This window comes from Coprobacillus cateniformis, from assembly GCF_009767585.1.
Taxonomy (GTDB): domain Bacteria; phylum Bacillota_I; class Bacilli_A; order Erysipelotrichales; family Coprobacillaceae; genus Coprobacillus; species Coprobacillus cateniformis.
Genome location: NZ_WSNW01000001.1, coordinates 2737211 through 2759030, shown reverse-complemented (window position 1 = coordinate 2759030; position 21820 = coordinate 2737211). Strand labels below are relative to the sequence as shown.

General features: G+C 31.2%; 23 protein-coding genes and 1 pseudogene. 16 read left to right on the top strand and 8 right to left on the bottom strand.

From position 1 onward, the window contains the following. Position 1: 1 nt before the first annotated feature. The 3 genes from GQF29_RS13535 to GQF29_RS13525 all read right to left on the bottom strand — a co-directional run bounded on the left by GQF29_RS13535 (position 2) and on the right by GQF29_RS13525 (position 3211). Entirely contained in the window at positions 2–1375 is a 1374-nt protein-coding gene (locus GQF29_RS13535; RefSeq protein ID WP_117598693.1) for a rhamnulokinase, read from the bottom strand. 123 nt (positions 1376–1498) lie between these two features. Continuing rightward, entirely contained in the window at positions 1499–2251 is a 753-nt protein-coding gene (locus GQF29_RS13530; RefSeq protein ID WP_236916437.1) for a sialate O-acetylesterase, read from the bottom strand. Positions 2252–2710: 459 nt separating this feature from the next. Beyond that, a complete protein-coding gene (locus GQF29_RS13525; RefSeq protein ID WP_017144208.1) occupies positions 2711–3211 on the bottom strand; it encodes a helix-turn-helix domain-containing protein in 501 nt (166 codons plus the stop codon). Between the two features lie 210 nt (positions 3212–3421). Between GQF29_RS13525 and GQF29_RS13520 the strand changes: the two genes are divergently transcribed. The 16 genes and pseudogenes from GQF29_RS13520 (at position 3422) to GQF29_RS13430 (ending at position 16408) form a co-directional block, all read left to right on the top strand. Further along, a complete protein-coding gene (locus tag GQF29_RS13520; protein ID WP_008788586.1) occupies positions 3422–3634 on the top strand; it encodes a hypothetical protein in 213 nt (70 codons plus the stop codon). After that, on the top strand, positions 3615–4703 hold the full coding sequence (locus tag GQF29_RS13515) for a site-specific integrase (protein ID WP_022001766.1): 1089 nt from the start codon (positions 3615–3617) through the stop codon (positions 4701–4703). The genes GQF29_RS13520 and GQF29_RS13515 overlap by 20 nt, the downstream gene beginning before the upstream one ends. Next, positions 4693–5049 (top strand): plasmid mobilization protein, encoded by a 357-nt coding sequence (locus GQF29_RS13510; protein ID WP_008788588.1) that lies wholly within the window; start codon positions 4693–4695, stop codon positions 5047–5049. Before GQF29_RS13515 ends, GQF29_RS13510 begins: the two co-directional genes overlap by 11 nt. A 147-nt stretch (positions 5050–5196) precedes the next feature. Beyond that, the gene (locus GQF29_RS13505) at positions 5197–6267 is read left to right on the top strand and encodes an AAA family ATPase (protein ID WP_017144209.1); all 1071 of its coding nucleotides are present in this window, start codon (positions 5197–5199) and stop codon (positions 6265–6267) included. Positions 6268–6454: 187 nt separating this feature from the next. Beyond that, on the top strand, positions 6455–6772 hold the full coding sequence (locus GQF29_RS13500; protein WP_017144210.1) for a plasmid mobilization protein: 318 nt from the start codon (positions 6455–6457) through the stop codon (positions 6770–6772). Beyond that, entirely contained in the window at positions 6772–8070 is a 1299-nt protein-coding gene (locus GQF29_RS13495; protein ID WP_008788591.1) for a relaxase/mobilization nuclease domain-containing protein, read from the top strand. Before GQF29_RS13500 ends, GQF29_RS13495 begins: the two co-directional genes overlap by 1 nt. After that, complete coding sequence (locus tag GQF29_RS13490) at positions 8067–8420, top strand: TnpV protein (protein WP_008788592.1); 354 nt, start codon at positions 8067–8069, stop codon at positions 8418–8420. Before GQF29_RS13495 ends, GQF29_RS13490 begins: the two co-directional genes overlap by 4 nt. Positions 8421–8646: 226 nt before the next feature. Beyond that, positions 8647–8949 (top strand): hypothetical protein, encoded by a 303-nt coding sequence (locus GQF29_RS13485; RefSeq protein ID WP_008788593.1) that lies wholly within the window; start codon positions 8647–8649, stop codon positions 8947–8949. Between the two features lie 721 nt (positions 8950–9670). Continuing rightward, positions 9671–11590, top strand: a complete 1920-nt coding sequence (gene tet(32) / locus GQF29_RS13475) for a tetracycline resistance ribosomal protection protein Tet(32) (RefSeq protein WP_017144211.1) — start codon at positions 9671–9673, stop codon at positions 11588–11590. An 81-nt stretch (positions 11591–11671) separates the two neighbouring features. Next, positions 11672–12127, top strand: a complete 456-nt coding sequence (locus tag GQF29_RS13470; RefSeq protein WP_008788595.1) for an XRE family transcriptional regulator — start codon at positions 11672–11674, stop codon at positions 12125–12127. Between the two features lie 510 nt (positions 12128–12637). After that, the gene (locus tag GQF29_RS13460) at positions 12638–13405 is read left to right on the top strand and encodes a class I SAM-dependent methyltransferase (protein WP_008788596.1); all 768 of its coding nucleotides are present in this window, start codon (positions 12638–12640) and stop codon (positions 13403–13405) included. A 319-nt stretch (positions 13406–13724) separates the two neighbouring features. Further along, positions 13725–13925 carry a hypothetical protein gene (locus GQF29_RS13450; RefSeq protein WP_008788597.1) on the top strand — a complete coding sequence of 67 codons (201 nt, stop codon included), beginning with the start codon at positions 13725–13727 and terminating at the stop codon, positions 13923–13925. A 134-nt stretch (positions 13926–14059) separates the two neighbouring features. Further along, positions 14060–14419 (top strand): nuclear transport factor 2 family protein, encoded by a 360-nt coding sequence (locus GQF29_RS13445; RefSeq protein WP_008788598.1) that lies wholly within the window; start codon positions 14060–14062, stop codon positions 14417–14419. A gap of 103 nt (positions 14420–14522) precedes the next feature. Beyond that, positions 14523–14951: a GNAT family N-acetyltransferase gene (locus GQF29_RS13440; RefSeq protein WP_008788599.1), complete on the top strand. Its 429-nt coding sequence runs from the start codon at positions 14523–14525 to the stop codon at positions 14949–14951. Between the two features lie 104 nt (positions 14952–15055). Then, positions 15056–15871: pseudogene (locus tag GQF29_RS18990) on the top strand (Cof-type HAD-IIB family hydrolase). A gap of 12 nt (positions 15872–15883) precedes the next feature. Beyond that, entirely contained in the window at positions 15884–16408 is a 525-nt protein-coding gene (locus GQF29_RS13430) for a glycoside hydrolase family protein (RefSeq protein ID WP_008788602.1), read from the top strand. Positions 16409–17011: 603 nt separating this feature from the next. On the opposite strand, the gene GQF29_RS13425 is transcribed toward GQF29_RS13430, so the two are convergent. The 5 genes from GQF29_RS13425 to GQF29_RS13405 all read right to left on the bottom strand — a co-directional run bounded on the left by GQF29_RS13425 (position 17012) and on the right by GQF29_RS13405 (position 21787). Next, positions 17012–17500 (bottom strand): hypothetical protein, encoded by a 489-nt coding sequence (locus GQF29_RS13425; protein WP_054688413.1) that lies wholly within the window; start codon positions 17498–17500, stop codon positions 17012–17014. Between the two features lie 34 nt (positions 17501–17534). Next, complete coding sequence (locus GQF29_RS13420; protein WP_054688416.1) at positions 17535–18935, bottom strand: glycoside hydrolase family 1 protein; 1401 nt, start codon at positions 18933–18935, stop codon at positions 17535–17537. Next, on the bottom strand, positions 18929–20317 hold the full coding sequence (locus GQF29_RS13415; RefSeq protein WP_117598695.1) for a PTS transporter subunit EIIC: 1389 nt from the start codon (positions 20315–20317) through the stop codon (positions 18929–18931). Before GQF29_RS13415 ends, GQF29_RS13420 begins: the two co-directional genes overlap by 7 nt. Positions 20318–20447: 130 nt before the next feature. Then, entirely contained in the window at positions 20448–21281 is an 834-nt protein-coding gene (locus GQF29_RS13410) for a PRD domain-containing protein (RefSeq protein WP_054688420.1), read from the bottom strand. 23 nt (positions 21282–21304) lie between these two features. Next, a complete protein-coding gene (locus GQF29_RS13405) occupies positions 21305–21787 on the bottom strand; it encodes a PTS sugar transporter subunit IIA (RefSeq protein ID WP_054325236.1) in 483 nt (160 codons plus the stop codon). Positions 21788–21820 lie beyond the last annotated feature (33 nt).

The following is a 21820-nucleotide window of genomic DNA, read 5'->3' as shown; positions in this document are numbered from 1 at the left end:
ATTATTCTCCTTTATATTCTTTCATCTCAAATGATTTTTTAATCAATGCTCTCCCCTCACATAAATCATTAACAACTTTTTGCTGTATCAATTGTGCCAGAATATTTCCCAGTGCTGTCGCTTCTACAGGTCCAGCAACAACCTTTTTTCCAGTCATTTCAGCAATCATTTCATTCAATAATTGATTTTGACATCCCCCGCCAATAATATTAATAACTGGATAAGTTTGTTTAGTTATCATCTCTAATTCCTCAATGGCTTTTTTATAACCATATGCCAATGAATGATAAACACAAGAAGCGATCTGCCCAACTGTTTGAGGAGGTGTTTCATGTCTTTCTTGAAAGTATTGCTTAATTTCAAAAATCATACTCTCAGGTTTTAAGAAACGTTCATCATTGACATCAAAAATCCCAGCAAATTGATCTTGTCTTGCCAATTCCACTAACTTTGCAAAGCTATATTTCTCATCAAGATTTCTTGAAACTTCCTGAATAATCCATAGTCCCATGATATTTTTTAAAAAGCGATAACGTTGCTGATACCCCCCCTCATTGGTAAAGTTGGCATTCATTGATTCTAAAGTCACAATGGGTTGCATTGTTTCAATTCCTAATAATGACCATGTTCCTGAACTCAAAATAATACTCTTGTCTTCAATTGCTGCCATATAAGCACTACCCGTATCATGAGTACAAGGTACAATGACTTCTATATCAGCTCCAATCACTTTTCTCATATCTTTTGATAGTGAACCTAATGATGTTCCAGGCATCACAATATCTTGAAAAATCTCAACATCAGTTTGACAAAAGTCTAATAACTCTTTTGATAACTTGCTGGTTTGAATATCTAAGAGTTGTGTTGTTGACATATTGGTATACTCATTGACCTTTTTTCCAGTTAATAAATAATTGAGATAATCAGGTATCATGAGAAAATCAAGAGTTCTGGTTTTTCTTAATTCATCATCACTTGCAAGCTGATAAATCGTATTAAACTTTTGATACTGAACTCCTGTTTTCATATATAACTCTTCTATTTTATCTGGTTTGATAAAGCTATCCACTCTGTTATCTCTATAAGCATAAACATCATCAATACGATGTCCTAACTCATCTAACAACACATAATCTACTGCCCATGTATCAATTCCTAGTGTTGTTGGTATCTTATTGTGTTTGACACATTCTTTAATCCCTGCGACAACTTCTCCAAATAAATAATCTATATTCCAATAGTAATGACCATTTTTCAATTCAACATGATTTTCAAATCGATAGATTTCTTCTAGATATATTTGATTGTTTTGCAAAGAACACAACATATGTCTACCACTTGATGCTCCAATATCTATTGCGAGATAATATCTCATCTTCCCACCTCTTTTCTACAATCTCATCATACAAAAAAACAACCCAGTTTCAAATGTCCTGAGTTGTTTAATATATTGTCCTATTTTGCATTTATCAACTTATAATACAGTGCTTTTGCTGATTTAAACATTTTTATTAATAGTGATACGAAATGGTGCAATAGGAATTTCATTAATACCATATAAATTAGTTATTGGGTAATTTTTATAGGCATATAACAGTTGCGTACAATCTTGATCTATACCGAATATTAAAGTACCATCTTTTAATTCTGGATAAATAGGTTTTCTTACAAGATGATTTTCAATTTCAAATTCCTGTATATTCTCTCCCTTATAATAGAGATTTTGATTATACTTTATATATAATTTTGAATCAATGTATTCTATTGAAATAATTGTAGGAGCATCACCCTGAATAGAATAATTATAATAGTGTAAAAGAACAGATTTTCCTAGTCTTTGACCTATCACTTCTTTATGAATAGGATGGATATTAAATTCTTCTCCACAATCTATTGAAACAATTAAATGTACATCTTTGACTTTTTCACTTACTAATGCTTGTTTTTCTCTTAATATTGGCCACTTATCATATTTCTCATCATTATAATTAGGTAACTGTACACAGAAGAATGGTAAATGATTATTCCTTAAATCACTTCTCCATTTATGAATAAGTAAAGTTAATAAAATATCATAATATTCTGCATATTTAACATCTTCTTCTCCTTGATACCACAATACTGATGCAAATGAATATGTTTTGATAACTGAAAACATTGTTTCATACAATCCACCTGGCCTTCCAAAATCTTTCTTACCCTTTGGACCTGGCCAAGGAGTGTGGCCTACTGCTTTTTTTATTTCACTCATACTGTGGTCTGGATGGTTATTTTTATATGATTGAACTTTTTGCATGTATAACTGTAGACTTTGTTTGAATTCATCTATTTTTCTATTTTCATCTTCATCACTTTGATCTTGAATATCCTGAAAATATTGATCTATATAAAGCTCTTTTAAATAGATGTTTTTTTCTAATTCTTTGTTTGGTATCCAGCAAGACGCAGAAGTACCACCTTTATTACATTCAACTATTCCAATTGGAATATCTGTATATTGTCTTATTGTTCTTACAAAATGAATTCGAATAGTAGAAAAAAAGCTAAAAACTCCGTGTTTATCGGAGTTTTTTTGTATATTAACATGAAAATGATTCTATTTTGATACTACAGATTTTAAGACTGTACTATTCTTTTGATAATTCATTTATATATTTTGTAAGTGGTAAAGAAAGGATTGTAAGTATAAAAAAGCAGGAAAATCCTGCAATTAGTCATCTTGATTGTGTAACCAATCTTCCCGAGGTTGCTTGTTTATGTTTAAAGTTGAATATTTGGGAAAATTATATTTCCATTCTTCATACTGCTGTTGGGTTATTTTACCTTCTCTAAAGTTTTTGGCTTCTTCTAACCAATTTTGCATGTATTCGTACAAAGTATCTTGTTCATGAGGTAATAGCTTGTCAAATCGCAAAATAGGTTGACCATCTAATTCATCAATTTTTAAGCCGTATGAACGTTCTAGTTGAAATAAGGTATAAATAGCTCCTATGTATGTTTCAATATCAGGAATATCAATAGCTTGTGGTGAAACATCTAGTTTATAAGCTAGATTTTCAATAACATTTTCTCTTGGTTTCTTTTTATCGGATTCATATTGAGAAATACGCACATCAGCAGATGAAGTTGAAAAACCTAAAATTTGTCCTAATTCCTTTAAAGTTTTATTTCTAAATAGACGAATTGTTTTTAAATTTGAACCTAATGACATCATTATCACTCCTTTTGTCCCCATTATAACAGAATATATAATATTGGTAAAGAAAAAATAATACTAAATAAGTTAGTCTATAAACTTAAAAAAATAAGTAGACTAACCTAAATAGTATAATTTATTCTTGACAATAGTTGATTTTACTATTATTCTATAATATACAGATTAACTTATTTGGGTTAGTTAATGAAAGGAGGTGAAAATAAGATGGATATGAATACATTTATGGATGCTCACGATATTATTGAAATAACTGGTATGTCAGAAGCGTATGCTTATAAGTTGATCAAGCAACTTAATAAAGAGCTTGAAGAAAAAGGATTTATTACTATTCGTGGACGTGTTAGTAGGCAGTATTTTGAAGAAAGAATTTATGGAGTAAGAAAGGAGGAACAAAACTATGCCAGCATACAAGGATAATAACACTCAAACATGGTATGCTTCATTTTATTATCAAAATTGGAAAGGCGAAAGAATCAAAAAAATGAAACGAGGCTTTCGCACTAAAAGAGAAGCAGATGAGTTTATTGCAAAATTCAAATTGGAACAGGCAAAAGATTTAGATATGAATTTTGAAGAATTTCTCAATATCTATTTAAGAGATTTATCTAATCGTATTAAACAAAATACCATGATAACAAAAACATATGTTATTGAAGATAAAATCAAACCATATTTTAAATTGAAAAAGATAAATGAAATAAGTCCAGCAGATATTATCGAATGGCAAAATGAATTGCTTGCATATCGTGATGAAAATGGTAATCCATATTCTCCATGTTATCTTAAAACAGTTCATAACCAATTAAGTGCAATATTTAATCATGCAGTTAAGTATTACAATCTTAAAAATAATCCTGCTAGAATTGCTGGAAATATGGGAAAAGAAAAAAGTAAAGAAATGAAATTTTGGACAAAGGAGGAGTATTTAAAATTTTCTGAATCAATGATGAGAAAAGATGGTGTATATCAAGCATTTGAAATGCTTTATTGGTGTGGCTTAAGATTAGGTGAAATGTTGGCATTAACACCAGGTGATTTTAATTTTACAAAAGAGACTGTAAGAATTAATAAATCTTTTCAAAGAATTAAAGGACATGATGTGATTACAGATCCTAAAACTGAAAAGAGTAATAGAACAGTACAAATGCCACATTTCTTGGCTGAAGAAATACATGATTACATTAGTCGTTTATATGGAATTAAAAGAGATTCAAGAATATTTCATATAACAAAATCAGGATTACATCATGAAATGGATAGAGGATGTAAGGAAACAGGTGTTAAAAGAATCCGTTTGCATGATCTCCGTCACAGTCATGTATCATTATTGATTGAAATGGGATTTAGTGCAGTAGCTATAGCCGATAGAGTAGGACATGAAAGTATTGATATTACTTATCGATATGCACATTTGTTCCCTGCAAAAGGTAAAGAAATAGCTGATAAACTTAATATAGAAAGAGAGGAGATAGTGAATGTCGCATAAAAACAATGATAAACAAGGACGTTTTCGTAGTAAAGTGATTGCATTTAGGGTATCACCTGAAGAAAATAGAGTACTTGAAAGAAAAGTCTTTTTGAGTGGGTTAACCAAGCAGGACTATTTGATACATTGTATGGAAAATCAAGATTATGTTGTATTAGGTAATCCATATGTTTATCGTTCTTTAAAAAGAGAATTAATTCATTTTATTCAGTTGTTTGAAAAGATAGAAAGTTTTAATGATTTGGAATTAGATGAATTAGAAATATTAAAAATGATGTTAGAAATCGTTATATCAATGAAAAGAAAAAAAGAGCAAAAAATCAAAGCATCAAATAGAACTATTTAGCAGTGGATTCTCATTGAATGACTTTCATTTATGCTCATATTCATTTTATTGATTTTAAGGATATAAGTCAATGAAAAGAGGAATATGTATGTTAGATATATTAAATATAAAAACTAAATATCATTTATCAATGAAAGGAAAATATCATTGGATACCTTAAAAAACACTTCAGTTTTTAATGATATAACTTTACTTGATGATAATGAAGATTATCATATGATTTCAATGGATGAAGTTGAAGAAAAAGAAATACAATGGCTTATTCCCAACTATATTCCTAAAGAACAAATAACTTTGATTGTTGGTGATGGAGGGGTTGGTAAGACAACCTCTTGGACCAGCATTATATCAGCATTATCAAAAGGAGAGTTATGTTTCTTTGAAAATCAAGAAGAAGATAAAAGAGAACCTTTAAAAATTGGTTTTTTTAGTTCAGAAGATCCACATGATAGTATCATTAAAAAGAAGTTGCGACTCAATTTAGCAAAACAAAGCAATGTGAAAACAATTCCAATAACAGATAAGAGATTTCATAAAGTGAAATTCAATAGTCAATATCTAGAAGGTTTAATTATAGAAAATAAGTTAGAAGTATTAGTCTTTGATCCATTACAAAGCTTTATTGGTGATAGTGTTAATATGGGCGCAAGAAATACTATGAGAAGTACTCTTAATAACCTTATTGCATTGGGTAAAATATATCATGTCACAATCATCATTATTGTTCACACAAATAAACGAGAAATGGCAGGTGGACGAAATAGAGCATCTGATAGTTCTGATATTTGGGATATTGCAAGAAGTGTTATTTTTGTAGGAGATGCAAGTGATGAGGGTATTCATTATTTTTCGCAGGAAAAAAGTAATTATGGGAAATTGCAACCTACAACCTTATTTAAAATTGAAGATAGTGTGATTGTTAAAGTAGGAACGACTTCTAAAAAGGATTTTGACTTTCAAAAAGAAAAAACAAAAGGTAATAAGAAAAAATCATTGGTTGAAGAAGCTAAAGAAGCAGTTATAAGTTTATTAAATGACCATGATGCTTATTCAGATGAAATCTACAATTTAGCAGAAGAATTAGACATAAGCAAATCGACACTTAAAAGAGCAAGAGCAGAACTTACAAGTGAAGGAATAATCAAACCAAAAAGAACAGGTTCTAATAAAGGTAATGATAAACAAAGAACGATATTTAGTTTAGTAAAAAAAGTATAAATACAGAGGTTCAAAAAATACAGAGGGCCAAAAATACAGTGACTAACAAAGTGATCCTCTGTATTTTGAAAATATTTAAAAAGGTAACTCAAAGTAGTGATTATTGTATTAGCAAGCAGCGTAATTTGGGGGCAAATTACAATTTTAGGGATGACCCTAAGACCCAGAGAAAGGAGTGAAATGTCACATGAAACGAAATAAAGAAGTTAAAGTGAGATTTACTGATGACGAATTAATGCTTTTAAACAGCTATGTTTTGAAAGCAGGTTATACCAGCCGAGAAAATTATATGAGAACAACTTTGTTAAAAAGTGTTCCAAAAGAACAGCCATCAATTGATTATCAAAGGCTAATCAATGAGTTTAATTCTATTGGTAATAATCTCAATCAATTGGTGAAATTAGCTTATTATCAGCCATTAATTGAACAAGAGTCATTATCTGTTCTAACACAGTTAAAATCTCTTATATCATTCACAGAATCAATGATAAGAGGTGTTGTATAATGGCAACAACAGGAATGTGGGCAGTAAAGAATCGTTTAGACCATTTAGTTAATTATGTTTCCAATCCATATAAAACAATTGGATTGGAAACTGTTATCGATTATACGACTAATGGTGAAAAGACTATTGAAAAAAGATATGTCACTTATCTTAACTGTTTATTTGATAATCCAAAATTAAGCATGGTCAATACGAAGAGGCATTTCCATGATGAAAGCGAAATACTAGCATTTCATGGCTACCAGTCATTTGAAGAAGATGAAGTCAATGCAGATTTGGCACATCAGTTAGGTGTGGAGTTTGCAAAAAAGATGTGGGGAGATAGGTTTGAGGTGATTGTTTCAACACATTTGGATACTGATAATATTCATAATCATTTTCTATTAAACTCAACATCATTTGTAGATGGAAAAAGATATTGTAATACCTATAATGATATTCAAAATATGAGAAATATATCTGATGAATTATGCAGAGAACATAATTTATCAGTTGTAGAATTTAAACAATATGTAGGCAAGTCAAGAAAACAGGTTTTCCATAATGATAGACTTAAAGAAATTGTTAGAGAAGCAGTTGATCAGGTAATCAGTGTCAGTTATACAGATAGACAATTCTATAATGAACTTGAACTAGAAGGCTATGAAATCAAAATAACTGAAAGGAATATTTCTGTTAGGCATCCATTACATCGCAAATTTATTCGTTTGAAATCATTAGGTGATGATTATACAAAAGAAAAACTAATTGATAGAATATTAGATTTTAATAAAGATAAATATAATACATCACCATATGGACGATTAGGATTTGATATTAAGCCATATTGTCAGCAATATGAACAACGAAGATTAACAGGATTACAGAGATTGTTCCTTCACTATCAGTACAAATTAAAAATCTTACCACGTAATAATAGATGCAAGTTAAGTCCGTTTGAAAAGGAAGAATTACAAAAAGCAGTACAAAAGATGGAGGAATTTAATCAGCAGACAATCATTCTTTGTAAGAATAAAATTGAAACTTTTGATGATTTATACAGCCATATGGATAAGATTGAAAATGAACTTAACCATCTTATCAAGGAAAGACAAAAAGCAAGAAATCAAGTGAGAAAATATAAAACTAAAGAGCAAAAAGATGAACAAAAGTTAATAGCAAAATCATATACACCAGAGATAGGAAAGTTAAGAAAAGAATTAATGTATTGTCAAAAAATAGAAGAACGTTCATTAGGTATCAATAAATTTTTAAACGAACATGAAAAACAAAAGAGAAGAAAGGAAAGAACAAGATGAAAGAAATTGAATACATTGAAATTAATGGATTATTATATCCAAAATTAACATTACCGCCTCAAAAGGAAATACATTTAACAAGGTTTGGTAGAAAGAGATTGCAGTATCTAAAGCAATATCGACCAATATTTTATACAAATTTATTAACAAGTGGTGAATTAAATGAACATCTGCAAATGATAGATGATGAAGCAAATGTATTATATGATAGATTGATTGAACAATATAAAGTTAAAAGAAATATTACTAAAGAACTTAAAGAAAAAGATCAAATGAAATGGATTCAAGAGATGAATAACATTCAAAACTGTGTTGAAGAGGTTATTAATAAACAAATTATTCATATTTAAGGGAACTTATAGCAGAGTTCCTTTTTATATTTGAAATATAATGACTTTCTTGTAATAAATTTGTATAACATGATTTATTAAATATAAATTTTAAGGTAGCATATACTATGACTGAAAAAGAGAAAATGATTAATATAATCCTGCTAATCCTAAATTGGAGTTATAACTTGCAAAGGTAAATAAAATTTGTACTAAGTATAATAAGAAAGCATTTAATGAAATTAATATGAAATCAAAACTTTTAAGAAAAATAATGAAGACAAAAGGTAATAAGAAAAAATCATTGGTTGAGGAAGCAATCATAAGTTTGTTAAATGACCATGATGCTTATTCAGATGAAATCTATAATTTGGCAGAAGAATTAGATATAAGCAAATCAACACTTAAAAGAGCAAGAGCTGAACTTACAAGTGAAGGAACAATCAAACCAAAAAGAACAGGTTCTAATAAAGGTAATGATAAACAAAGAACGATATTTAGTTTAGTAAAAAAAGTACAAATACAGAGGTTCAAAAAATACAGTGACTAACAAAATGATCCTCTGTATTTTGAAAATATTTAAAAAGGTAACTCAGAGTAGTGATTACTGTATTAGCAAGCAACGAAATACAGACCACAACCACACAAAGTACCGAAATCACGAACAGGAGCGATAATATTAAGAAAATTATTGACAATATATATATCACACAATAATCGTAACAGGTTTACGTTTGTAAAAAGACGTAACTATACAGGGAGAAAGCAGGCTATTCTGGCTTTACGGTTGAAACCTTATACGATACATTTATACAGACAACACCCCGAATCAGCTTTTGGTTGGACAATTCCAACCAAACACCACAGCAAACAGCAGAGACTATTCTGAACGCCAAGAAGCCGGTATGATTGTTACATATAAGGGGAAGAAAAATTTCTTTTAGGTACTTGCTTTCCTAAAACTGATGTGATAGAATAATTTTGTTCTAGAAAAGGAGTAAAAAATATGCAGCAAGGTATTCTTAAATAAAACTATAATCAAATAGTAGGAACAAAGAATTATGATAGTCCCTTTCGTGGGGGGCTTAGTTTTTGTATCCAATTTTAAGAATACTTTTACCTTATCAATTTTGACATATCCAAAAAACAGCAATCATAAATAGGTGTATGCTGTATATGTGTATGTCCGCAAATTATAATCCCCAGTGGTAAAAGTACTTTACTGCTGGGGATTTTTATGCCCTTTAGGGCTGTAAAAGGAGGACAATCACATGAAAATAATCAATATTGGCATTCTTGCCCATGTAGACGCAGGAAAAACAACATTGACGGAAAGCCTGCTATACACCAGTGGAGCGATTGCGGAACAAGGAAACGTGGATAAAGGAACTACAAGAACAGACACTATGATTTTGGAACGGAAACGGGGAATCACCATTCAGACAGCGGTTACTTCTTTTTGCTGGAATGATTATAAAATCAATATCGTGGACACTCCTGGTCATATGGATTTTTTAACCGAAGCATACCGCTCTTTATCTGTCCTTGACGGAGCTGTTTTAGTCATTTCGGCAAAAGACGGCGTACAGGCACAGACCCGTATATTATTCCATGCGCTTCAGAAGATGAACATCCCGACAATTATCTTCGTAAATAAGATAGACCAAAATGGAATCGACCTGCAGCGTGTTTACCAAAGCATTAAAGATAAACTTACCAGTGATATGATTGTCATGCAGGAGGTTGCCTTGTCGCCAAAGATAACCATAACCGATATTTCTGATTTGGACAAATGGGATATTATTATTTCTGGAAGCGATGAACTATTAGAACGATATGTTGCAGAGGATTCTTTGGATATACAGGAATTACAATATGAAAAGTGCAAAAGAACCAGATGCTGCTCTTTGTTTCCTGTTTATCATGGGAGTGCAAAAGACAATTTAGGAACAGAAAAACTGATTGAAGCGATTACAGAAACTTTCATTACAGAAACAGACGATATTCAGTCTGAATTATGTGGATATGTTTTTAAGGTTGAGTATACAGACCGGAAAAAACGGCTTTCTTATTTACGCCTGTATCATGGGACGCTCCATTTACGGGATGCTCTGCCACTGTCAAAAAAGAAAAAAATAAAGATTACAGAAATGTGTATTCCGTTAAATGGTAAAATCGTCCCGGCTGACCATGCTTATCCGGGAGAAATTGTTATTTTAGCTGATGATACTTTGAAACTGAACGACATTCTGGGGAATGAAAAACTCTTACCTCAAAAAACACAGATTGATAATCCCATGCCATTACTTCGGACAACCGTAGAGCCGCAAAAGCCGGAGCAAAGGGAAGCCCTGTTAAATGCCCTCGTAGAGATTGCTGATACAGACCCTCTTTTGCATTTTGAAATTGATACTGTTACCCATGAGATTATGTTATCTTTTTTGGGAAAAGTACAGTTAGAAGTTATTTGTTCGCTATTAGAAGAAAAATATCATGTGGGCGTGGTTATGAAAGAGCCTTCGGTTATTTATCTGGAAAGACCGCAAAAAAAAGCAAGCTTCACGATTCATATTGAAGTGCCGCCGAATCCGTTTTGGGCATCTATTGGTTTGACTGTAACACCGCTTCCTGTTGGAAGCGGAACACAATATAAAAGCGAGGTATCTCTCGGATATTTAAACCAAAGTTTTCAAAATGCCGTCATGGAGGGTGTGTGTTATGGAATGGAGCAGGGCTTATATGGCTGGGGAGTGACAGACTGCCAAATTTGTTTTGATTATGGAGTTTATTACAGTCCAGTCAGTACCCCCGCTGATTTTCGTTTTCTTGCACCTGTCGTGTTGGAGCAAGCATTGAAAAAAGCAGGAACACAGCTGTTGGAACCATACCTTTCCTTTACTCTTTTTGCACCGCAGGAATATCTTTCACGGGCTTATAATGACGCACTAAAGTATTGCGCAATAATTGAATCAACCAGACTTGAAAAAGATGAAGTTATTTTTAAGGGGGAAATCCCTGCCCGTTGTATCGGTGAATATAGGAATGATTTGAATTTTTATACAAATGGAAGAAGTGTTTGTATTACAGAATTAAAAGGGTATCAGGAAACTTCCGGCGAGCCTGTGTTTCAGCCACGCCGCCCGAACAGCCGTTTAGATAAGGTTCGCCATATGTTTCAGAAGATAATGTAATGTCTTGCGCAATGCAAGTGTTCATTGCTTGCTATTGCGAAATATCATTGATAAAATTAGTATCAAAGAGGAGGAACTATTTTGAACCAGAAACAGAGGGATATTACAACAGGAAAGCAAATACGCCATCTGCGGACACAAGCGGGAATGACGCAAGAAGAATTAGCTAGAGAATTGAATGTCACTCGGCAGGCATTATCGAATTGGGAGAGAGATGTTAATGAACCTGATTTAAATATGTTGAAAAAAATTTGTTTTCTTTTTGGCGTTTACATGGACGATTTTGCGAAGGGGGTAATAACAAAAATGGAAACATATGAAAAAAAGGAGAAACAACAATTTAATAGGTACGATATGGCAATTGGACTTTTTTATGCTGTTGGTATATTTCTTGGCATTGGTATTTTCTTTGTTGGCGGTTTTATGACAATGTCGGGTGCAGGGTGGGGAGCATCACTATTTGGCGGTGGCTGTTTTTCTCTTGTATTTGGCTTGATATGCCATGCAGTTATTACATTGAGAAGAAATGACAAATGATGACATATCCTGCTTTCTTAAAAAGAAGCATGGAATGCTGTATTCCCGGAGGCTGATATTTTTAGAAAAGTGCACTGTGCGGCAATTTAGACTTTTCGGCCATATCGCGCAAAAAAGCCGCTACTTTTGGTTTTCCAATAGCGGCGGCCTAATGTAGGTTGGCTCTATTTTTGAGTGTCGATTTATTATACCCTTGTCAAATGTACTAACCTATTTTAAATAAATACCAGATAAATACACCAAATAAAAAACAAGGACTTTCAACATACATTGAAGCATATAAAGAACACATTATGTATACCGTTAATGCTTTTTGCAAAGCTGTTATTCGCTATGCCGCTATTAACTCATAGCGTGACAGGGGCAAACGGCGACAAAGGGAAATATACTTTGAATACCTTACAGAAGAAAAGTTTTACAGTATTACAAAAATAAAAGCCTATACCATTTTGGGAAGAAAAGATATATAATAGCCGAGACGACAACAATCAGAAGTTATGGAGGGTAACAATGGAATATAGTAAGGAAGATTTAATTGAAGCAAAAAGGCAAATTTTGGGAGGGAGAGAGAACATGGGAACAGAGGAAAGTAAAAAAATCTGGGAGAAAAACGCACAATTTTGGGATAATGCAATGGGTGACGAATCTAATGAATTTCACAGAGAGGTAGTACGTCCCAAAGTAACGGAACTTCTATCTCCTAATCCTGCGGATTACATTTTGGATATTGCGTGTGGCAATGGAAATTATTCTTCGTATCTTGCACAAAGAGGCGCTTCGATTGTCGCTTTTGATTACAGCAAAAAAATGATAGAGTTGGCTAAAAGACGGCAATCACAATATGCAAAACAAATTGAATTTTGTGTAGCGGATGCGACCAATAGAGAAAGTATATTAGAATTAAAAAGAAATCGAGCCTTTACGAAAGCAGTTTCTAATATGGCAATTATGGATATTACGGATATTGAACCACTTCTTATGGCTGTTTATGAACTGTTGGAGGAAAGCGGAATTTTTGTCTTTGCAACGCAACACCCTTGTTTTATCACGTTGACTGAAAAATATATGACACCGCACAGTTACTATGGTATAGCGATTGAAGGGCAACCGGAGGAGCAGATTTATTATCATCGTTCCATACAAGATATTTTTAACCTTTGTTTTAGAGCTGGATTTGTCATTGATGGATTTTATGAAGAATGTTTCAAAAACAACAAAGAAATTCCTATGGTAATGATAGTAAGGCTTAAAAAGGTAAAACGTGATAGCTTAAAATAAATTCAAGTTTGTTGGGTAAAAAGCAACTACCAACCAGCCACAGCCCTTTTGGGAGGAAAGGGGGATTTTCCATGACCTGTACAGAAGAATATCGGGAACCATATCGAGTACACTTTCCATGCCTTTTGCAAAGTCGTTATCCGAAATGCAACGATCAACGCAGCGAGGACACGGAGCAGGAAGCACAAAAGAAATATCCCTTGAATACCTTACAGAAAAAAGTTTTACAGTATTACAAAAATAAAAGCCTATACCATTTGGGGAAGAAAAGACATATAATAGCCAAGACGACAACAATCAGAAGTTATGGAGGGTAATAATGGAATATACTAAGGAAGATTTAATTGAAGCAAAAAGGCAAATTGATTCAACATTGCATAAATTACGGGAAACAATAATAACCTTTGAAGCAAAAGAAAATCCAGAGAGATATAAGTCACAAATCACTTTGGCGAAAAGACGAATAAAGGCTTTTGAAATAGCAAATTACTTTATAGGAAACGAAATTGAAAACAGTTAGTAAATTCAAAACTCTGGTTTCGCGGCAAGTGAAATCGTTAGGCAGTATAAATTAAATTTGCAAAGTCAGTAGTGATAGTTAATAGCAAGATGAAAACCAATGGTATTTCTAATCAAAAAGGAGGATAACAATATATGCTAAGTCCGAAAGAAGTAGTAAATAAATGGGTAGACGCTTTTAATGCCAGTGATGTGGACATGATTAGTAGTCTGTATGATAATAATGCAACAAACCATCAAGTTGCAAATGAACCTGTTGTAGGAGTTGTGGCTATTAGAGAAATGTTTGCAAATGAGTTTGCAACTGCAAAAATGGTTTGTATTGTGGAAAATATTTTTGAAGATGGGCAATGGGCTATCTTAGAGTGGAAAGACCCGTTAGGATTACGTGGGTGCGGATTTTTCCATGTTGTAAATGAAAAGATATTATTCCAGCGTGGATATTGGGATAAACTTTCTTTTTTAAAGCAACATAATCTCCCTGTAAAAGAATAATGAGAAGAAAGTTAAAGTATAAGAAAGGGTACAAAAATTGATAAGTTGTTTAACAAGGGACGGTTGCAGGAATAATATTGCAGTTGTAAAGGAGTAGCTGGCTATGAAATATAGCAAAATAATAATATTAAAGAATGGTATGGAATGTTGTTTGAGAAATGCAACTGAAAGTGATGGACAGCTTGTATTAGATAACTTCACTTTAACTCATACCCAAACCGACTATTTACTTACATATCCCGATGAAAACACTTTTGATGCAGCACAAGAAAGCCGGATTCTGAAAGAGAAGGAAAATAGTGAAAATGAAATCGAGATTATTGCTATAATTGATGGCGCAGTTATAGGGACTGCTGGAATCGAGGCAGTAGGGGCGAAATACAAGGTACGGCATCGTGCTGAATTTGGTATTAGTGTTCTGAAAAAGTTTTGGGAACTTGGAATTGGACAAGCATTGATGGCTTCATGTATTGAATTACTATATATTAAATATAAGATGTATCTTAGTGGTGAACATTTTCCCATAAAATGAAAATTTGTACTAAAATTGAACATATTTTTTAAAGGATGTCAAAATATTGATGTCCTTTTTTTTGAATGATATGATAATTTTGCTAGCAAGAAAGGAAGAGAAAATTGTACAAATTATTAATACTTGATATAGATGGAACACTTAGGGATGAAGTGCAAGGAATTCCAAAATCTGCAAAAAAGGCGATTCATTTATGTCAAAGAAATTATTGCAATGTTGTCATTTGCACAGGAAGAAGTATGGGTACAATACAAGATGATGTTCTGTCATTGGGGGTAGATGGATATATCGCAGGTGGTGGTAATTACATTATCTATCACGATAAAATACTCTATAATCAATCATTTGAACAAGACTTGATCAAAAAAGTTGTTCATTTATTAAAAAATAGAAATGTGGCTTTTTCAATTGAAAGTCAGAAGAAAGTTTTTATGAATCAAAAAGCTAAAGAAATTTTTGAATCAATGAATCAATTTAAAATAAAGCATTCAAGTACAAATAAACAGTTCATTACAGAAAAAATAATTTATAAAAATAATATTGATGAGTATGAACATTAAGATATACATAAGATTTGCTTATGCTCTAATCAAGAAATATTTAGTGGAGTTAAAACCATATTACAAGACAATATGCAATTAGCACAAAGTGATGCAGATCATCAATATTATGAAATTATTCAAAAAGATTGTGACAAAGGAAAAGCAATTCAACGATTACAAGAAAGATTAAGCATAAAGCAAGAAGAAACAATTTGTTTTGGTGATGGACAAAATGATATAGTCATGTCACAAGTAGCTGATATTGTAGTAGCTATGAAAAGAAGTCATCAAATGTTAAAGAATGTCGCAACTTCGGTATGTGAAGATGTTTTTGAACATGGTATTTATAAAGAATTAAAAAGAAGAAGTATTATATAAAGGAGTAAGATATTGAAAAGAAATGGTGTCTATAGTGGATCTGCATTTGTAGAAAATAATACAATCTATTATTTTTATACAGGTAATGTTAAATTAACAGATAGGAATGGCTATGATTATATTCATGAAGGAAGAGAACAAAATACGATTTGTTGTAAGAGTGAAGATGGTTTTTCTATAGATAAGAAAGAGTTAATCATGTCAAATAAACATTATCCATCAAATATTTCAAAACATGTTAGAGATCCAAAAATTATTAAAAAAGATGAAAATTATTATCTGATTCTAGGTGCAAGAACAAATGATAATCAAGGATGTGTATTGCTTTATAAAAGTCAAGATTTGAAGAATTTTGAATATTTTAACACTATAACAACGCCAAAAAGATTTGGATATATGTGGGAATGTCCTGATTTATTTGAGTTAGATGATTATTTATTTTTAGTTGTCTGTCCTCAAGGAGTAAAACAATCTCATTTTAATTATGAAAATATTTATCCATTATGGACAAGAAGTTATGACTACAAGAGTATATGATGCGATAAGAGAAAAGCAATTAAAATTTTTATCAAAGAATCATGGAAAAATAATTTTTTATACTTTAAATAGCTATAAGATAATTTAATGCTAAATACAATCTTTTGGTAATGGACAAGGAGTTTTTAATTTATATAACTTGATTATGACTACATGATAAGGAGTATTGTGGACAAATATTGATAGTATATTTTTATCATAATATATGAAAAATTACACTGAATCATTTTTATCAAATAACATACCAAAAAAATACCAAAATATTTCAAGTAAATGATAAATAACAAAAGATAGAATAAAATAGAAATAGTCTAAAATGCTTGAGTTTACAAGTATTTGTCATTATAAAACATGTACTTAATAATTAAAATAATCTAGATAAATAAATTCGATAGTAATGAAAGGGATGATTAATATCGTTAAAGAGCAAAAAAGTTAGATTAGTGTAATTGATTATAATTATATGATATAGAATATTATATGATACTAAGCATCTTGAAAAAATGCTTCTAATTTGATACTATTAGTTCATCAAAAGAATAGAGCAAACTAAAAAACATGGAAAAAATAGCTGATTTTTATAAAATCACTAACCTAAATAGGTTAGTAAAAATGTATTCTTAAGTGATATGCGACTGCTGAAAGATTTCCTGATGTTGTTGGGTTTGCTTCCTTCCAATGAGGTTTTTCAAAACGAGGATATGATTGTCCTTTTTCTCTATACTCTACTCTTGGCACTTGAAAGAAATATATATTATTTAGCTCTTGAGAATGAATATACTCATCTCCTAAATAAGAATCTTTTAAACGATACTCCATGTTTGATTGTCCTGCTGCCAGAAAAACATCACCAACATAAATATGTTCCCAAATAATTTGGCATTCATGACTCTCAATTAATAATTGATATGGTCCCCCTTCTTTTAAATGATCCAAACATATTTCCCATGTATTATTCTTACTCTGAGATCTATACCTTGTTCCTTGAAAATATATAGATACATCCTCATTATCTAAACATTGTCCAGTTATATAATTATGTGTATTTCTTTGTAAAACCATGTTATCTGAATAAACTATATCTACTATCATTTTACCTATCACTCTTTTCTATATAACGAAGATATTATAAATCTAGCACTTCTCCATTAGATTCAATGACTTTTTTAAACCAATGAAAACTCTTTTTCTTGTAACGCTTCATATCCTTAAAATCTGTTTCACCACGATCAACATATATAAAACCATAACGTTTTTTCATTTCACCTTGTGAACTCAAAATATCTATAGGTCCCCAAGTTAAAAAACCAAAACAGTCTACTCCATCAATCTCAATTGCTTTTTTCATTTCTACTAAATGATTCTTAAAATAATCAATCCGATAGTCATCGTCAACACTCATATTGTCATTAAGTTTTTCATCAACACCAATTCCACATTCTAAAATAATAATTGGTTTTTTATAACGACGATATATATCGTTTAATGCTATTCTAAAACCTATTTCATCAATTGTCCAAGACCATTCACTTTGCTTAAGATATGGATTTTTCTCCATATTATTTGACATCATAGATGTTAATAATTTCATTAATTCTTCTGGATTAGTGTCTTCTGATGTGCTTTCATTAACTAGACGAGAACAATAATAACTAAAACCAATGAATTCTGCTGGATTATCTTTAATTAATGTAAGTTCCTCTTCTGTCATTTTAGGCATGATATCATATCTTTCCCATGTCTTAAGTGTTTCATTTGAGTAATGTCCTTCAACAATAACATCTAAAGTAGATAATATAAACATTTCCTGAATACGTTTTGCCTTATGAATTGTAACTGGGTTACAATCATTTGGGTAAAATGGTGAATAACAAACCATTCCTCCAACTTGTGCATTAGGATTAACTCTTTTTACATAATATCTAAGAAATGCTCCTGCCACATGAGCATTATGTACTGATTGTGTTGATCTTTGATCACGTCCTTTCATATCATTACTAGCTAAATCAGTTGTTGGAAACATAAATGAAGAAAACATAATTGCATTTTGTTCATTAATAGGGAACCAATATTTAACTTTTTTTCCTAATCTATCAACCACAGCAGTTGTTAATCTTTTAAATGACTCAATAAATTCTTTAGACCACCAACCACCATATTTTTCAACCAATTCAAGAGGGACATCAAAATGATGCATACAAATAATTGGTTCTATTCCTTTTAATAACATTTCATCAACAATATTTTCATAGAAATCTAAACCTTGTTGATTTACCTCTTCTCCTCCCGTTGGTAAAATTCTTGACCACGAAATAGAAAAGCGATAAGTATTAAATCCCATTTCAGCAAATAAATTAATATCTTCTTTGTAACGATGATAAAAATCAATCGCCATTTTCCAGTCTGAGAAACCAGGCTTAATTTTTCTGACATCATAATTTGAAGGTCCCTTTCCATCTATATTCCATGCACCTTCTGTTTGCATACTTGAAACAGATCCACCCCATAGAAAATTATCCTTTAACATTTGATTTCCTCCTTATTTTGATATCCAAATTTAATTCCTAAAACAAAAGTCACAATACATGAAATTGCAATCGCAATAATCATATTAATAAGATTCATTGAATCAGAACCAATAAATCCTGGTAATCCCAAAAATCCTACTGTACCAGCCACTGCAAAACAATAAACTTTCATTAATCCTGCATAAATGCCACCACAAAAGCATCCAATCATTGAACAGTATAAAAGTTTTTTATTTTTTAATGAGAAACCAAATAATGCTGGTTCTGAAATACCTGCAACAAACGAAGTAATTGTACATGTTAATGCTTCAGATTTCACATCCTTATCTTTTGTTTTTGCAGCAACTACCAAAGTCACAACACCTTGATTGATTGTATATAACATACTAGCGATGACAGTGATTGGTTCATAACCAACGGTTGCTAACATTGTAAATAAAATAGGTAATAATGCTGTATGCATTCCTGTCATACATAGGAAAACATAAACACCACACACAACACCTACTGCTAAAAATCCAGTCGTATCATAAAGCCATGTAATTCCTGTACTTAAATATGACCCTAAAACTGATCCCATTGGTGCAAGAACACACAATGTTAATGGCAACATAATTAAAAGTGTAAACAATGGAACAACCAATGATTTTAACATTTGAGGAGTAAACTTTGTTATATATTTTTCTACATAAGATAAAACAAATGTTGCGAGAATCATTGGAAATATAGTACTTGCATATGATGCTGCATGAATTGGAATGTTATAGATAGATAATGCAGTTCCTTTACTTATTGCTTCGATGAATTGTGGATGTATTAACGTTGCTCCAAGTAGCATCCCATACCCCATATTTGCACCAAACTTTTTAGCGCCAGTCGCCCCTAAAAATACTGGTAAGAAATAAAAGGCTGCATCTCCTGTAAAGGATAAAACCATATATGTTGAACTCTCTACACTGATTAATTTGAATTGTAATAATATAAGCAGTACTGCCTTTATTAATCCTCCACCTATTATTAAAGGAAGAAGAGGTGTTACACATCCTGATATACTATCAAATATTAAACTAATACTTAGCTTTTTCTTTGGCACATCAGCATCTTCCTTAATAATCTCTTTAACCTCAAATCCAGCTTTCTGACAGATGACCTTGTATACATCACCAACATGTTGACCAATGATAATTTGAAATTGATCTCCTTGCCATTGACTACCAACAACTCCTTTTATATTTTTTAATTTTTCGTTATCAATTAAACCTTTATCTTTGACATTAAAACGTAAACGTGTAAGACAATGAATAAAGAAAGTCATATTTTCTTTTCCACCCATAACCTCAATAATTTCATCAGCTAAAGCTTCATAATTTTTCTTAGCCATACTTCTCTCTCCTTTATATTTTGTAAATCTATATAAACACAATACATGCGCGCTAATGCATTGTGAATGAACAAAATAAAAACCCAAACAAAAAAGTAATCATTTCTTACTTTTGTGGTTAGGTCAAGCCCTATTGGTAACAATCCTCACGAGCACAAAGTCTATTTATATGTAACATTAAATATAATATTTCTTCATCATTAAACGTATAGTTAAATTTCTTGAAAATATAATCATCAATTTGTTTTGCACACTCATACACGCTTGGAAAAGAAGAGGTTAATGTTTGAAACATCTCTTGATTATCAGACATTATATATTGTCCTTCACTTCCTCTTTTTAATAAGTACTGAATATGTGATACAAACCTTGAATAGTTAAAACTTTTTCTTTCTACAGTAATTGAAAAGAAACTTTCAATAATGTGAGTTATACTTTCAATAGCATCATTATTTCCTTCATTTTTTTGATAACTACTCACTATTGCTTTTGCATTAATCAGATGTAAAGCAATTCCAATAATCTCTTCTTTAGGTAATTGAATGCTCATCACTTTTTTAATTTCTTTTAACGCATACTCTCCAACTGCAAATTCATGAGGATATAAGTGTTGAATATCATAATAAACAGGTACATCTATAACCATCTTTTCTTCACATCTTTTTATAGCAAAGTTAATATGATCTGCTAAAGTAAAGATAATATTTGAATTTGTTAACTTTTCAATATTTTGTTGAGCATAATTCACTATTTTAACAGATAGCTCAAAGACTTTATCTGGAATAAGATTTATCATTTGAACAAAATCTGGATTGACATCATAGAATGTTCTTTCGACTTTAGATATATCTATCTCATATGGCGGTTTAATAAAACCTATACCTTTTCCAAAAGCAACAACTTCTTGATTGTTACTATCTAAACAAATAGATGTATTATTGTTAATGTTTTTAATGACTTTCATAATGATAACTCACCTCAACTTTCTTATTTCAATATTGTTAATAGTTCATCCTTATATGTAATCTTTTTCTTATCTTGAACAATAGAAACATTAAAAGACAAGCAATTTGTTACAATCATTGGTGTTGTCAAATCTATATTTTTTGATTCCATAAACACTCTATCTACTTTAAGTATAGGATCACCTACTTTAACCTTCTGATTCTCCTTAACAAGAACCTCAAACCCCTTACCATTTAAATTAACTGTATCTAAACCTACATGAATAATAATCTCTGCACCTATTGTAGATGTAATTCCAATCGCATGTTTGGTGACTGCAATCATACTTATAATTCCATCACATGGTGAACAAAGCAAATCATCTTCTAAAATAATTCCTACTCCATCACCCAATAATTTATCAGCAAACATTGCATCATTGACTTCACTTATTGGAATGACTTTACCAATAGCTGGAGAGTAGATTGTTTCTTCATTTTTATTTTTTCTTTTTATATTAAACATATTTTCACCTCTTAATTAATTAAAAAACTCTCT